This window comes from Halalkalibacillus sediminis (assembly GCF_002844535.1).
GTDB lineage: Bacteria > Bacillota > Bacilli > Bacillales > Alkalibacillaceae > Halalkalibacillus_A > Halalkalibacillus_A sediminis.
In genome coordinates, this window is record NZ_PJNH01000001.1 from 896,137 (window position 1) to 909,783 (window position 13,647).

Annotated in this window: 18 protein-coding genes and 1 other annotated feature; of the genes, 7 read left to right on the plus strand and 11 right to left on the minus strand. The window is 37.7% G+C overall.

Features of this window, described 5'->3' with window-relative positions:
• Positions 1-3 precede the first annotated feature (3 nt).
• The 7 genes from CEY16_RS04755 to CEY16_RS15145 all read left to right on the plus strand — a co-directional run bounded on the left by CEY16_RS04755 (position 4) and on the right by CEY16_RS15145 (position 4,076).
• Entirely contained in the window at positions 4-342 is a 339-nt protein-coding gene (locus CEY16_RS04755) for a Na(+)/H(+) antiporter subunit C (RefSeq protein ID WP_101330810.1), read from the plus strand.
• On the plus strand, positions 335-1,816 hold the full coding sequence (locus CEY16_RS04760; protein ID WP_101330811.1) for a Na+/H+ antiporter subunit D: 1,482 nt from the start codon (positions 335-337) through the stop codon (positions 1,814-1,816). Before CEY16_RS04755 ends, CEY16_RS04760 begins: the two co-directional genes overlap by 8 nt.
• Positions 1,817-1,822: 6 nt before the next feature.
• The gene (locus CEY16_RS04765; protein WP_101330812.1) at positions 1,823-2,299 is read left to right on the plus strand and encodes a Na+/H+ antiporter subunit E; all 477 of its coding nucleotides are present in this window, start codon (positions 1,823-1,825) and stop codon (positions 2,297-2,299) included.
• The gene (locus CEY16_RS04770; protein ID WP_101330813.1) at positions 2,299-2,604 is read left to right on the plus strand and encodes a Na(+)/H(+) antiporter subunit F1; all 306 of its coding nucleotides are present in this window, start codon (positions 2,299-2,301) and stop codon (positions 2,602-2,604) included. Before CEY16_RS04765 ends, CEY16_RS04770 begins: the two co-directional genes overlap by 1 nt.
• The gene (mnhG, locus tag CEY16_RS04775) at positions 2,585-2,935 is read left to right on the plus strand and encodes a monovalent cation/H(+) antiporter subunit G (RefSeq protein ID WP_101330814.1); all 351 of its coding nucleotides are present in this window, start codon (positions 2,585-2,587) and stop codon (positions 2,933-2,935) included. Before CEY16_RS04770 ends, mnhG begins: the two co-directional genes overlap by 20 nt.
• Positions 2,936-3,154: 219 nt before the next feature.
• Positions 3,155-3,868 (plus strand): RNA polymerase sporulation sigma factor SigK, encoded by a 714-nt coding sequence (gene sigK, locus CEY16_RS04780; protein ID WP_101330815.1) that lies wholly within the window; start codon positions 3,155-3,157, stop codon positions 3,866-3,868.
• Positions 3,869-3,932: 64 nt separating this feature from the next.
• The gene (locus CEY16_RS15145) at positions 3,933-4,076 is read left to right on the plus strand and encodes a hypothetical protein (RefSeq protein ID WP_162297851.1); all 144 of its coding nucleotides are present in this window, start codon (positions 3,933-3,935) and stop codon (positions 4,074-4,076) included.
• A gap of 36 nt (positions 4,077-4,112) precedes the next feature.
• Here CEY16_RS15145 and CEY16_RS04785 read toward each other — a convergent pair whose 3' ends face one another.
• The 11 genes from CEY16_RS04785 to CEY16_RS15310 all read right to left on the minus strand — a co-directional run bounded on the left by CEY16_RS04785 (position 4,113) and on the right by CEY16_RS15310 (position 13,625).
• Positions 4,113-4,802 carry a 5'-methylthioadenosine/adenosylhomocysteine nucleosidase gene (locus CEY16_RS04785; RefSeq protein WP_101330816.1) on the minus strand — a complete coding sequence of 230 codons (690 nt, stop codon included), beginning with the start codon at positions 4,800-4,802 and terminating at the stop codon, positions 4,113-4,115.
• A gap of 33 nt (positions 4,803-4,835) precedes the next feature.
• Positions 4,836-5,582 (minus strand): YrrS family protein, encoded by a 747-nt coding sequence (locus tag CEY16_RS04790; RefSeq protein ID WP_101330817.1) that lies wholly within the window; start codon positions 5,580-5,582, stop codon positions 4,836-4,838.
• 115 nt (positions 5,583-5,697) lie between these two features.
• Positions 5,698-6,174 (minus strand): transcription elongation factor GreA, encoded by a 477-nt coding sequence (greA, locus tag CEY16_RS04795; RefSeq protein WP_101330818.1) that lies wholly within the window; start codon positions 6,172-6,174, stop codon positions 5,698-5,700.
• Between the two features lie 37 nt (positions 6,175-6,211).
• Positions 6,212-6,844, minus strand: a complete 633-nt coding sequence (udk, locus tag CEY16_RS04800) for a uridine kinase (RefSeq protein WP_101330819.1) — start codon at positions 6,842-6,844, stop codon at positions 6,212-6,214.
• 44 nt (positions 6,845-6,888) lie between these two features.
• A complete protein-coding gene (locus CEY16_RS04805; RefSeq protein ID WP_101330820.1) occupies positions 6,889-7,521 on the minus strand; it encodes an O-methyltransferase in 633 nt (210 codons plus the stop codon).
• A 112-nt stretch (positions 7,522-7,633) separates the two neighbouring features.
• Positions 7,634-8,776 carry an endolytic transglycosylase MltG gene (gene mltG / locus CEY16_RS04810; RefSeq protein WP_101330821.1) on the minus strand — a complete coding sequence of 381 codons (1,143 nt, stop codon included), beginning with the start codon at positions 8,774-8,776 and terminating at the stop codon, positions 7,634-7,636.
• A 225-nt stretch (positions 8,777-9,001) separates the two neighbouring features.
• Positions 9,002-9,280, minus strand: coding sequence for a DUF1292 domain-containing protein (locus CEY16_RS04815; protein WP_101330822.1), 279 nt, complete (start codon positions 9,278-9,280; stop codon positions 9,002-9,004).
• A gap of 15 nt (positions 9,281-9,295) precedes the next feature.
• Entirely contained in the window at positions 9,296-9,712 is a 417-nt protein-coding gene (gene ruvX, locus CEY16_RS04820; RefSeq protein WP_101330823.1) for a Holliday junction resolvase RuvX, read from the minus strand.
• Complete coding sequence (locus CEY16_RS04825) at positions 9,712-9,978, minus strand: IreB family regulatory phosphoprotein (RefSeq protein WP_420795509.1); 267 nt, start codon at positions 9,976-9,978, stop codon at positions 9,712-9,714. The genes ruvX and CEY16_RS04825 overlap by 1 nt, the downstream gene beginning before the upstream one ends.
• Positions 9,979-10,027: 49 nt before the next feature.
• A complete protein-coding gene (alaS, locus tag CEY16_RS04830) occupies positions 10,028-12,670 on the minus strand; it encodes an alanine--tRNA ligase (RefSeq protein ID WP_101330824.1) in 2,643 nt (880 codons plus the stop codon).
• A 308-nt stretch (positions 12,671-12,978) separates the two neighbouring features.
• Positions 12,979-13,187, minus strand: a binding site (T-box leader).
• A 270-nt stretch (positions 13,188-13,457) separates the two neighbouring features.
• Positions 13,458-13,625 carry a hypothetical protein gene (locus CEY16_RS15310; RefSeq protein WP_202908598.1) on the minus strand — a complete coding sequence of 56 codons (168 nt, stop codon included), beginning with the start codon at positions 13,623-13,625 and terminating at the stop codon, positions 13,458-13,460.
• Positions 13,626-13,647: the final 22 nt, after the last annotated feature.

The window sequence follows — 13,647 nt, forward strand, 5'->3', positions numbered from 1 at the left end:
AACATGGAAATAGTTATGTCCGTCTTAGCCTCCATTTTATTCGCCACCGGCGTTTATAATTTATTGCAAAAACAACTATTAAGAATCGTAATCGGAACTGCGCTTATTTCTCATGGTGCCCATCTATTCATTTTAACCATGGGGAAACTTAAGCGTGGAGCTCCTCCAGTACTGGTGGATAGGGTCAGCGACTATGCAGACCCCTTGCCACAAGCGTTGATTCTGACTTCAATCGTTATCAGTTTTGGTGTAACAAGTTTTCTACTAGTGCTTTCTTATCGGGCTTATACGATAAACCAAACGGATAATATGGAAGAAATGCGAGGTTCAAACGATGAATAATATAGCCGTACTACCAATCATATTACCATTGCTAGCAGCGATCATCGTCGCTTTCTTTCCTAGAAAGCTTCAACTCGTAAGATTTTTATCCCAAGGGTTATCTTTAATCTTTTTGGGAGTGATAGGGTGGATTACTTGGAAAGTGTACACAGGTGGAATCATTGTACTCCAATCAGGTGGATGGGATGCTCCGTTTGGCATCTCCATTGTAGCTGATTACCTATCGGTTTTATTAGTTCTTACTACGTTCATCATTGGAGCTGCAGCAGTTTTTTATGCTCCACATGCTTTATCTTTAGAACAAGAGTCGTTCTATTTTTACACCTTTTATTTCATGTTGATATCTGGAGTTTCTGGTGCATTCCTTACTGGTGATTTATTTAACTTATTTGTCTTTTTTGAAGTACTTTTAATGGCGTCTTATGGATTGATCATCCTTGGTAATGGAAAGATTCAGCTTAGAGAATCGTTAAAATACGTGCTCATTAATTTATTCTCTTCTATGCTATTCGTAACGGCTGTGGCTTTCATTTACTCAGCAGTTGGAACTGTTAATCTTGCTCAAATTGCTGAAAGAGTAGAAAGCGCTGAACAGCAAGGGGTATTGACGGCAATTGGAATATTATTATTCTTCGTTTTTGCTGTAAAGGCTGCAATATTTCCGCTATATTACTGGTTACCTAATTCATATGTAGTTCCTAATCCAGTCGTATCTGCACTATTCGGGGCTCTACTGACCAAAGTTGGTATTTATTCGATCATGAGAGTATTTACTCTAATATTCGTTCATGACACTGGCCTTACACATGAATTGTTTATATGGCTAGCGATGTTCACGATGATCTTTGGTGCAATCGGAGCTCTTTCTACTAATAATGTAAAGTTGATTATTACGTATAACATCATACCAGCCATCGGTTTTATATTGATGGGAATTGGCTTGCATTCGGAAATTGGTATTGCAGGGTCCGTGTACTATTTACTCCATGACATGGTTATCAAAGGAGCTTTATTCTTTCTTGCTGGTGCTTTAATTGTCGCAGCAGGTACGAAAGATTTGAAAAAAATGAGTGGTGTGATTCATAAATACCCATTATTAGGCTGGATGATTTTCATTTCAGCATTAGTTCTTGCAGGTATTCCACCCTTCAGTGGGTTCATAGGTAAATTGCTTTTACTACAAGGAGCTTTAGCACAGGAAGAATATTTGCTCTCAATTGTGGCGCTAGCTTCAAGCTTGTTAATACTTTTCTCTATGATTCGCATTTTTGTTGAAGGAGTATGGGGAGAAGAAAGTAAACTCGTAACAACCGAGAAGAAAAAAGTTAACCGTCTGACTATTCCTGCAGTTGTTTTGATCGCCATCTCAATCTTTATGGGAATTGGGGCAGAATACATCTACCCCCATACTGAAACGATTGCTGAAATGTTGATGGAACGAACAGAGTATATAAATTCGGTGTTAAAGGAGTAAATTCGTATGGCCTTTCAAATCATATTGAACATTCTGATTGCATTTTTGTGGATGTTTCTCAGTGAAGAATATACGTTTTTATCCTTCTTCACTGGGTATTTAATCGGTATTGTCTTGTTATTTTTCTTAAGAAGATTCGTTCCTGATACTTACTATTTGAATCGTGTGTGGTTAGTTTTAAAATTGATTTTCCTTTTCATAAAAGAACTGGTCATGTCATCAATTAGCGTTGTGGCCCTTGCATATAAACCTAAATTGGACATAGAACCTGGTATATTCGCTTTACCTACTGAATTAAACAGTAACTGGGAGATCACTCTCCTTGCTAACCTTATTTCTTTGACACCAGGTACATTATCTGTTGCTATTTCGGATGACAATACGAAGATTTATATCCATGCTATGGATATGCCTGACGTTGAAGCTGAAGTTAATGAAATCAAAGAAACCTTTGAGAAAGCGATTATGGAGGTTACCAGATAATGATACACTCATTCGGTCAACAATTATTAGATATCGTGCTATTGATCAGCTTTATTGGTGTCGCAATTTCCATATTCATCTTGGTTATCCGTACATTCTTGGGCCCAACTAACCCGGATCGTGCAGTAGCTCTAGATACAATTGGTATCAATATGATGGCATTAGTTGGATTAGCTGCTATTCATTTAGTTACATCAAAGCTTAATGACGTGGTGCTATTAATTGGTATCCTTCTTTTCATCGGTACAATTGCCATCGCAAAATTCTTAGAAAAGGGTGTTATAATTGATCGAGATAATCATTAGTATATTTTTATTGCTCGGAACTTTTTTCATCTTGTCTGGATCGATTGGTATTTTGCGCTTCCCTGACGTATACACCCGTTTACATGCTGCAACCAAAGCAGCTACGCTAGGTGTTGCAGGCATTCTGATTGCGGCGTTTATCTTTCTCTACTTTGAGAATGGTATTATCAGCGGAAAATTGATTTTAGGGATAATTTTCGTCTTATTGACTGCTCCAGTCAGTGGACATATGATTTCTAGAGCGGCTCACAATACAAATGTAGATTTGTGGAAACACAGTGTCAGAGATGAACTTAAAAGTGATCGTGAAGCAAATAACAACAAAAAATAGCATGCTTTTAAAACGTTGGGTTTACTCCCAACGTTTTTTTATACTTTAAGAATGTTTAACTTGATTTGGGGTTTAAAGTATGTGAAAAACAAAGGCTTTCTCTATTAGAACTTGGCGACAAGCCAAGTTTTTCTCATTGTACAGACACATCCCTACAAAACAGCTCATAGATTAACGGTATAGGCATTCACCTAAATTCTTTGAGTGGAGTGGAAGCGAATGTACACAATATTCAAATTGATCACCTTGTTTTTTCATAACATGTACTTTTTCGCCTCGTACGTAAAAGGGCATGCTTTTCCTCAGCCTTTGAGTAAAGAAGATGAAAAAAAGTATTTATTACGTTGGCAAGATGGGGATCTCGAAGCAAGGAACAAACTGATTGAACATAACCTTCGCTTAGTTGCTCATATCGCTAAGAAATACGAAAATAACAAGGAAGAACAAGAAGATCTTATCTCGATCGGCACGATTGGCTTAATTAAAGGTGTTGAAAGTTATTCTATGGATAAGGGGACTAAATTAGCTACATATGTAGCCAGATGTATCGACAATGAAATACTGATGTTCCTCAGAAGCTCGAAGAAAAGCAATAAAGATATATCCCTTCAAGATCCGATTGGTCACGATAAAGAAGGAAATGAAATCAGCTTGATGGATATATTGAAATCGGATCAACCCGATTTGGTTGAAAAAATACAGACATCTATGGAGATAGAGAAGATTTTTCAATATATTCACCTTCTGGATGAACGGGAAAAAGAAGTGATCGCTAAGAGGTACGGTCTAAATCAAATGAAGGAATACACCCAAAGAGAAATAGCACAAGAACTTGAAATATCTAGAAGTTACGTATCAAGAATTGAAAAGAGAGCATTAATGAAAATGTTTCACGCATTTTATAGAGATCATCATAATCAATCTAATTCGTAGGCTCATGCCCTCTCAGTTTTCAAATTAATTCATACAGTGTAATAAACGACTGGAGGGAATGAAAATGTCTTATTATTCTCCTTACGGTTATCAACCTTACTATCCGCCATATGAACAGTATGGATTTGGTTATGCATTATTAGTGGTAACTCTATTACTTTTATTGATAATCGGCGGCTACTATCTATATACTCAAACATATAAATAGCTACGAACCAATTTGTCTTGGTCCGTAGCTATTTTTTTAGTTAATCATATTTATGATGAATGAGGCACTATTTTCTGCCGCTTTCTCTAGAAATTGATCAAAGGATATATTGGATTCTTTTCCAGCAATGTCGGATAAGGAGCGGATGATTAAAAATGGAGTGCCATATTGGTGACAAACTTGAGCAATAGCAGCTGCTTCCATTTCCAATGCTTTAATATCCGCTAATAAGCTCATAACAGCTTTCACACGCTCCTCATCAGCCATAAATGAGTCTCCGGTACCTATCCAACCTGTTGTGACCTGAATAGATGGATTATAGGCTTGTATGGCATTCTGAGCCCTTTCAACTAGCTTAGGATCCGATGCATATGTTTCTGGCATTTGTGGGATTTGTCCGTATTTATAGCCAAAAGCTGTTGCATCAGCATCATGGTGAACAATTTTCTCACCGATGACAATATCACCGACGTTGAGACCAAGATCGGTCCCACCTGCTGAACCAGTGTTTATTACATAGTCCGGATTGAACCGTTCATGTAAAATAGTTGTCGATAACGCAGCGTTCACTTTCCCTATACCAGATTGCAATAATACTATTGATTGATCACCAATTCTTCCTTCATAGAATTTGCAATTAGCAACGATTGATTCCTCGACATCCACCATTTCTTTTAGTAGCCAAGCGACTTCTTGTTCCATCGCTCCTATTATTCCGTATTTCATAGTAAATTCCCTTCTGTATCTAATGCAGTGATTTTAGTACGCATCTTCTTTATCGTTTTCTTTTAATACTTCTACTCTTTGAGGTTCCCAACCTTCGTTCTCTACCCAAACCATCGGTACTCTAAATATTTCATCCTGAGCACGATTGGTTACTGTTCCTGTAACTCTGCTAGGGTCTCCACCACTTTCAAGAGCCCATACAATCATATCACCTTCATTGAGACCAGTAGCATACCTGATAGCTTGTTCCATCTCTTGGCGATCTTGACTTCCTTCACTATAGTTAATTTTATGAGGCTCTTCTTGTTCTGTACCAATTGGATCCCAATTACCAGTCAGAACTTCTTTTACGTTCGGGTCGTCACTTGATTCTGAATTAGTATCGACTTCATCTTCATTTGAATCGGATTCTTCATTTTCATCTGTATTCTCGTCTTGCTCTTCTTCTGATTCTTCCTCAGAAGCCTCTTCATTTTCTGAAGTGTCCTCTTCCTCTGTTGAGTCATCATCTTCATTCTTTGATTCATCTTCATTATCTGATTCATTATCATTTTCTTCATTCGCTTCTTCATTTTCTGAATCTTCATCTTCGTCATTACTATATTCATCACTTAGGCTTTGATCGTCATCAGGACTTTGTCCACTATCAGCGAATAAGAACATCCAAACTAACATTAGAGCTAGAACCAAAGCTACAACAATTAATATATTCAACAGTTTCGTACTTTTACGTCTTTTTTCGAAACGTTCAGATCTAGAATTTTTATTTGAATCTGACATGGTAATTCCTCCTTTTAATTAAAAAGAAATTATGGGGTGATGAGCTATTTATAAGGCTCAATCTTCCTGCTTAAAAAGTCCTACACAAAGTGTATGTGTAGGACCGGGAATCAATTTATTTCACTTCTACGATTTTTACTTTAATCTCTCCACCAGGTGTTTGAACCATTACTTGGTCTCCAATTGTTTTACCAATCAAACTTTGTGCCATAGGAGAATCGTTTGAGATTTTTCCTTCAAAAGGATCTGACTCAGCACTTCCTACAATTTGATATTCTTCCTCGTCACCTTCTGGTAGTTCAACGAAACGAACCATCTTACCCAGCTGTACGATATCGCTGTTGTTATCATCGTTTTCAATGATTACAGCATAACGAATCATATTTTCAATCTGTGAGATTCTAGCTTCAACAAAAGCTTGTTCATCTTTAGCCGCATCATATTCAGAGTTCTCAGATAGATCTCCAAAGCTACGAGCAATTTTTATTCTTTCTACAACTTCCGGACGTTTGACCGTTTTTAATTCATTCAATTCCTGTTCTAATTTCTCTTTACCTTCTTCAGTCATATAAAAGTTCTTTTCTTCTGCCACTTAAAACACTCCTTAAATAACTATCTCTTAAATGATTTTATGAAAATTGCTTATCAATAATACTATTGATTTTAGTGGTCAATAAATCAATTGCCACATGATTTTGTCCACCTTCAGGTATGATGATATCTGCATAGCGTTTTGCCGGTTCTACGAATTGTAAATGCATCGGTCTTACTACACTTATATATTGATCTATAACCGAATCAATTGAACGGCCTCTTTCTTTTATATCTCTCATTAAGCGACGTATAATTCGAATGTCAGAATCCGTATCTACGAAAACTTTAATATCCATCATATCACGTAATCTTTCGTCTTCAAGTACTAAAATTCCTTCTACAATGATAACTTCTTTCGGTTCAGTTGTTAAAGTCTCATCAGACCGAGTGTGTAACTCGTAATTATAAACGGGTTTTTCAATTGGTTGTCGATCCAATAACTTCTCTAAATGTTCAATCAAAAGATCATTATCGAATGCTAATGGGTGATCGTAATTTGTCTTCAAACGCTCCTCAAATGGTAAATGAGCTTGATCTTTATAGTAAAAATCCTGTTCCATCATAAGGATTGATGTATTTTGGAAATGTTCACAAATAGCACGAGTTACGGTTGTCTTTCCAGAACCTGTACCACCTGCAACCCCAATGACGATTGGTTTATCGGGCATTCGGGGAACTCCTTTCTGCATGTAATTCTATTGATGATATTCTATTACTTTTTCAATGCGATTGCAATTCCATCTCCACTTTCAATGATAGTTGTGTAATAGTTCTCGTTGTTCATTAACCATTCATTGAATTTGGCAATCTTTTCACCAATCTTTACCCATCTCTGGTTTTCTTGGCTGGCACCTGAAACATACCCTTTAAAAAGTACATTGTCGATAACAATAACCCCTTTAGTTGGGACATATGAATCAATGGCTTCTATATAGTCTTTATACTGACCCTTTGCTGCATCTACGAAAACAAAATCAAATTGAGTGTCTTCCGCTAGCTCATTTATGAAAGAAACAGCGTCTCCAAGATGGGTATCAATCTGCTGTTCTAATCCTGCACGAGCTATGTTATCAACAGCTACTTTATAGCGAGTTTGTTCTCGTTCAACCGACGTGACCTTGCTTCCAGAATATGCAAGAGCCATCTGTATAGCAGAATAACCGATTGCCGTACCAATTTCAAATATATTTTTTGGACGATGAATTCTGATTAACTGCTTTAATATTTCTATTCCGTCCTTCTCCATGATTGGTACGTGATGTTCTTCAGCATAAGCTTCCATTTCATTCAATAACGAATGACTGTCCTTATATAAAGATTGAATATAAGCCTTTGTTTCATTCATGTTGGAATGCCTCCAAGCAGACTGTGAATAGGAATGAATCTAACTTCAACTTTGGTATTGTAACATAAAAAAAGCAGGGAACGCGAATAATGACGCATTCCCATTAGTATGATTAATCTTGCGGCGGGCGGTGTTCTTGTCGGTTTTGGTTATGTTCTTGGTTCGTCTCAGCATAGTGGACTTCCCCTTCATAATCTGCCAAGAAGTAGAAATAATCATGTTCTCGTGGTTGTAATGCAGCTTCAAATGCGTTCATCCGAAAATTTGAAATAGGACCTGGTGGCAAGCCTCTGTTTTGGTAAGTATTATATGGGCTCTCCACGTCTAAATCTTTTTTCAATACTCGATCTTTATGTTCACCTAGTGCATAAAGAATTGTGGGGTCGGTTTGTAAAGGCATTTCATTAGCTGGGTCCTCAGGATTCATTCGATTTTCAAACACCCCAGCAATCATGAACCTATCTTCTTCACTGACAGCTTCTTCCTCTATCAGGGAAGCCATCGTCAATGCTTCATGGACGGTATAATCTGATTCAGCTATTTCACCCATATATGGTTCTAACTGATTTTGGGTTTGTTGAAGCATCATCTCAACCACTTGTTCTATGCTAGGATCTTCTTCATAGAAAGAATAAGTTATACCGAAGAGATAACCTTCCAAAGGATACTTTATTTCTTCTGCTAGAATGTCTTCAGATAGAAGGTTTGGATACATATCAATTAACGATTGGATGTATTCTTCATTCTCCATCTTCGTCATGAACTCTTCAGGATCTATTGAGGTTTCTTCCCCATAGATTTCAGCAATTTCTTCTAAAGTTGTCCCTTCTGGGATCGTTACAGTGAAAAGTGGTTCCACTAAAATTTTACCTGTTTTCAATGATTCGATGTATTCGTCGATTGTCATGCTTTGTGAGAATTGATATTCACCGGCTTGAAATCCTGACTCATTTTTGAATTTTACATAAAGTTGAAAAATCAATGCATCATTTATCAAGTTTTTTTCTTCAAGAGTCTCAGCTATTGAGGTTGTGCTCGAACCAATTGGTATTTCAACATCAACAATCTCTTCGTTATCTGGATCTACAGGGCTTAAACCTTCAGTTATGTAATTATAGCCATAATAACCACCTAAACCGATCGCTATCATCAAAGTCAAAAGGACTACTAGAATAATCCTTCGTGAGATTTTGGCTTCTTTTGCCCGTTTGTTACGTTGTTCTATATATGAATGCTTCTCGTTTGAATCAGTCAAAGAAGATCCTCCTTTTTCTTCTACACTCGTGCATACTTCATCTATTGTAACACGATTAAATCTTCTAAAAGTATAAATTAAAATCAATTATTTTTCTATCTTTTTCACACAATTTTTAAATAAAAGTAGAATATTTTTCTTCTAAAGGAGTTATTTATTAAATCGTAATCACTACACATAAAAAAAGGTTAACCACTAGGGCTAACCTTTTTTGTAACTATTAATTTATTCTGTATCGTCTTCAGAAAAGGTTGCTAACATCTCTTCGATCATTTGCCACTCTTCATCGGTTTCGACTTGGAAAAGTGTCAAATCATCTTCATTCCCATCATTTTCTTCATAGCGGAAAGCGAAAACCTCTACTTCCTCATCTTCAGCTTGTTCAGCTGGAACAGCTACAAGATAGGATTTCTCTGTTTCATCAACATCAAATGTAAATAAAACATCAAATAAATGTTCTTCACCAGATTCATCTGGAATGATAATTCGCTCTTTCTCTTCCATTTCGTTCACTCCTTTTTATTGGTTGGCATCTAAGTAACTTTGAAGAATCATGACGGCTGCCATTTTATCAATTACTTTCTTTCGTTTCTGCCTGCTTACATCAGCTTCTAGCAACACTCTTTCAGCTGCCATTGTGGTTAATCGTTCATCCCACAATACGACTTTCACATCATACTCATTTTCTAAAAAAGTAGCAAACTCTTGTGAAGCTTCGCCTCTTGGACCAATAGTACCATTCATGTTCTTCGGCAGTCCAACAATAATCTGGCTAATATCGTTTTTTTGAATAATCTCTTCCAGTCGACTGGAAGCAGTCGAATAGTCGGATTCATCCCACCGGACTGTCTCTAACCCTTGCGCAGTGAAGCCTAAGGCATCGGACACTGCAACTCCGATTGTTTTTTCTCCGACATCTAAACCTAATGTTTTCATTAACGTTCCTCTTTATTCCCTTTTAGATAATATTTCACGAGCTCTTCGATCATTTCATCTCGCTCGACCCTGCGTATCAGATTTCTAGCATCGTTATGACGAGGGATATAAGCAGGATCTCCAGAAAGTAAGTAACCTACTATCTGGTTGATTGGATTATAACCCTTCTCTTCTAGGGAATGATACACAGAATGTAAGATCTCATTGACTTTCTTTTCTTGTGAATCATCTGAGAATTGGTACTTCATCGTGTGATCGTTATTCATTATCACATAACCCCCTCGTTAAACTGTACTTCTATTATAAACTGATTGATTAAGAAGATAAAACAGTTTTAATATAATCTTTTCCTGCTTTCAATGATTCATCAATTTTTTCAGGTTGTTTTCCGCCTGCTTGAGCCATATCTGGACGGCCTCCGCCGCCTCCTCCACAACGAGTTGCTGCTTCTTTTATTAAATGACCTGCGTGGAAACCTTGATCAATTAAATTTTTAGTAACTCCTGATGCTAATTGTACTTTACCATCGTTCTCCATAGCCAATAAAACGATCCCAGATTCCATCTTCTGTTTCATATCATCCACCATTTGGCGTAAACCATTCATATCATTCACGCTAACCTTTGCTGAAAGAAGTGGGATTCCTTCGACATCTTCAATCTGATCTTTAAGTCCAGCAGATTCTGCTTGAGCCATTTTAGCTTGAAGAGATTCTTTTTCTCTTTCAAGTTCTTTCATGTCTATAAATAGCGATTCAATACGTTGTGGAACCTGATCGGATTTTGTTTTTAATAGAGCTGCTGATTGGTTTAACAGATCTTCTTTTTCTCGAGTAAAATAATAAGCTCCCTTACCTGTTTGAGCTTCAATTCTTCTTGTTCCAGCACCGATACCTGTCTCGGAAACAATTTTAAACATTCCTATTTCAGAAGTGTTTTTAACATGACAACCACCACAAAGTTCAATGCTATAATTATCGATAGATACAACGCGCACGACATCTCCGTATTTTTCACCGAATAATGCCATTGCACCCATTTCTTTAGCCTCTTCTATAGTATGGTTCTCAATTGCAACATCAATAGATGCCCAAATTCTTTCATTGACCGCTTCTTCTATTTCAACGATTTCCTCATCCGTTAAAGCATTGAAATGGGAGAAATCAAATCGAAGTCGATCAGGGGCTACAAGTGATCCCGCTTGATTTACATGGTCACCTAGAACATCTTTCAGAGCTTGATGTAATAGGTGAGTGGCAGTATGATTTTTGACTGTTTGTACTCTAGAATGAGGTAGTACAAACGCTTCTAGATTCTGTTTAGCTTGTAGATAACCTTCTTCGACCTCTATATGATGAAGATTTTGGCCATTCGGCGCTTTCTGAACATCAATGACTTTTGCTCTTCCAGTCGATGATCCGATCCAGCCTTCGTCTGCGACTTGTCCGCCACTTTCTGCATAAAAAGGAGTATCTTTCAAAAAGACATATGCTGATTCTCCAGTATTCACTGAGTCGGCAAGTTCTTTGTTAGACACGATAACCTCTAGTGTGGTTTCAGTTTCTAAATAATCATAGCCAATGAAAGTGCTCTCAACATGAACATCTTGAAGAACCTGATCTTGCACTTGCATGGAGTCTACTTTTTGGCGAGCTTGGCGTGCACGATCACGTTGCTCCTTCATTTCTTTATCGAAACCTTCTTGGTCAATCGTAAATCCAGCATCTTCTACATACTCTTCTGTCAATTCTTTTGGAAAACCATACGTATCATAAAGAGTGAACACTTCTTTTCCAGGAAAGATATTAGAGCCTTTCTCTTTTTCAGCTTTCATTACCTTCTCAAGAATAGCTAGCCCATCTTGTAACGTATCGTGGAACCGTTCCTCTTCTGTTTTTATTACACTTTGAATGAAGTCTTTTTTCTCGTTGACTTCTGGGTAAAAATCTTTCATGATCATTGCAACTTCATCCACTAGTTGATACATGAATGGTTCGTTGATATCCAACTCTTTAGCAAAACGGACTGCTCTTCTCAGTAATCTTCTAAGCACATATCCTCGCCCTTCATTTGAAGGTAATGCACCATCACCAATCGCAAAAGAAACTGTACGCACATGGTCCGCTATCACCTTGAATGCAGAATCCTGTTCCGTCGCTTCACCATATTTTTTTCCAGAAACTTTTTCAGTTTTTTGGATAATTGGCATGAAAAGATCCGTCTCATAGTTTGTAGGGGTATCTTGAATAACTGAAATCACACGTTCTAAACCCATCCCTGTATCAATATTTTTCTTCGGAAGAGGTGTGTACGTATCATCCGGATTATGATTGAACTGAGAAAATACTAAGTTCCATATTTCTAGATAGCGTTCATTCTCCCCACCTGGATATAGCTCTGGATCGTGTGGGTCATTTCCATATTTTTCGCCGCGATCATAAAAAATCTCTGTATTCGGGCCACTTGGACCTTGCCCAATATCCCAGAAATTTTCTTCTATACGAATAATTCTCTCTACCGGAACTCCTACTTCATTTTTCCAAACCTGATAAGCTTCTTCATCTTCAGGATGTACCGTCACTGACAGTTTTTCTTCGTCAAGGTTCAACCATCGCTCATCAGTTAGAAACTCCCATCCCCAGATCATTGCTTCCTTTTTAAAATAGTCTCCTATTGAAAAGTTTCCGAGCATTTCAAAAAATGTGTGGTGACGAGCTGTAAACCCAACGTTTTCGATATCATTTGTGCGAATTGATTTTTGAGCGTTCACGATTCTTGGATTGTCAGGAATAATACTACCATCAAAGTATTTCTTCAAGGTTGCTACACCACTGTTGATCCACAATAGAGTTGGATCTTCACGAGGCACAAGTGATTTACTTGGCTCCACAGAATGTCCTTTTTCCTTGAAAAAATCTAAAAACATTTGCCTAACATCTGCTGATTTTAATGTACTCATTTTTCTCCTCCTAAATAGATCTATCTAATTTTCAATTAAGTTAAAGTCTTTAAAAAATTAATGCGCTGTTAAAGCTCATTGTTTAGAAACTTTGAGTGTCTAAGTATGCGCTCGTTGATTCTGACGAATCGTGGGAGGCGGCGACTCCTAGGGGACTAGCACGAGGTGAAAATCACGCAAAACTCACGAATGGTGAGTTTTGGGAAGTTGAAGCCGTGCCCCCAGGAAAGCGTCCGCCTTCAAACGATTCGTCAGAATCAACACCAAACAGAGCCAAAAATAAAAAAAACCGTCCTACATAAAATTTATGCAGGGACGGCTATATCCGCGGTACCACCCTAATTATAGGTTCCAATGACCTATCAACTTTAGTGCACGTTAACGGGTGCAACACCGGCGGGGATTAGCCGCACTCAGGAATAGCTTTCAACGACACTTCACCGAGGATCTCTTTCAGCCTAGAAGATCCTTCTCTTATCAGTGGGCTGTCATCTACTGTTTCCTTCAAAGTTTTCAATATAGATATGCAGTAATTATAGAAAACGAACAGGCTCTTGTCAATAAAATCAATATGTAGCTACTGACCCCTTGAGATCAGTAGCTTTCATCATTACAACCAGCGCCTTCGAGCACGCTTCATGGTTGATCTTAATCGTTTGACCGTGGGGTTTTTACGAAATCTTTTCCGGTTACCCATCATATACATGACGGCTGCTCCCATACCCATTTTGACACCGCTATTTACTATTCGGTTCAATGAAGATCACCAACCTTTTTCTCAGTTCTCCTATTCGAAAAATAAATCGTCCAAGGACGAAACTGAGCCATCTTCTTCAATTTCATGAACATGCATTTGTCCTTCTTCGACTGTAATCTCAATTAAACATGTCCAACAATAATATTGCTGTTCACCGATTTTACCGAGATTCGACGTTTGACAGTTTGGACATTTCATACCGACAAACTCCTTTTAACCA

Excerpts from the sequence above, each read along its gene's own strand:
- CEY16_RS04755 (WP_101330810.1), top strand. The coding sequence starts at position 4 with ATGGAAATAGTTATGTCCGTCTTAGCCTCCATTTTATTCGCCACCGGC.
- CEY16_RS04760 (WP_101330811.1), top strand. The coding sequence starts at position 335 with ATGAATAATATAGCCGTACTACCAATCATATTACCATTGCTAGCAGCG.
- CEY16_RS04765 (WP_101330812.1), top strand. The coding sequence starts at position 1,823 with ATGGCCTTTCAAATCATATTGAACATTCTGATTGCATTTTTGTGGATG.
- CEY16_RS04770 (WP_101330813.1), top strand. The coding sequence starts at position 2,299 with ATGATACACTCATTCGGTCAACAATTATTAGATATCGTGCTATTGATC.
- sigK (WP_101330815.1), top strand. The coding sequence starts at position 3,155 with ATGTACACAATATTCAAATTGATCACCTTGTTTTTTCATAACATGTAC.
- CEY16_RS15145 (WP_162297851.1), top strand. The coding sequence starts at position 3,933 with ATGTCTTATTATTCTCCTTACGGTTATCAACCTTACTATCCGCCATAT.
- CEY16_RS04785 (WP_101330816.1), bottom strand. The coding sequence starts at position 4,802 with ATGAAATACGGAATAATAGGAGCGATGGAACAAGAAGTCGCTTGGCTA.
- CEY16_RS04790 (WP_101330817.1), bottom strand. The coding sequence starts at position 5,582 with ATGTCAGATTCAAATAAAAATTCTAGATCTGAACGTTTCGAAAAAAGA.
- udk (WP_101330819.1), bottom strand. The coding sequence starts at position 6,844 with ATGCCCGATAAACCAATCGTCATTGGGGTTGCAGGTGGTACAGGTTCT.
- CEY16_RS04805 (WP_101330820.1), bottom strand. The coding sequence starts at position 7,521 with ATGAATGAAACAAAGGCTTATATTCAATCTTTATATAAGGACAGTCAT.
- CEY16_RS04815 (WP_101330822.1), bottom strand. The coding sequence starts at position 9,280 with ATGGAAGAGAAAGAGCGAATTATCATTCCAGATGAATCTGGTGAAGAA.
- ruvX (WP_101330823.1), bottom strand. The coding sequence starts at position 9,712 with ATGAAAACATTAGGTTTAGATGTCGGAGAAAAAACAATCGGAGTTGCA.
- CEY16_RS04825 (WP_420795509.1), bottom strand. The coding sequence starts at position 9,978 with ATGAATAACGATCACACGATGAAGTACCAATTCTCAGATGATTCACAA.
- alaS (WP_101330824.1), bottom strand. The coding sequence starts at position 12,670 with ATGAGTACATTAAAATCAGCAGATGTTAGGCAAATGTTTTTAGATTTT.
- CEY16_RS15310 (WP_202908598.1), bottom strand. The coding sequence starts at position 13,625 with ATGAAATGTCCAAACTGTCAAACGTCGAATCTCGGTAAAATCGGTGAA.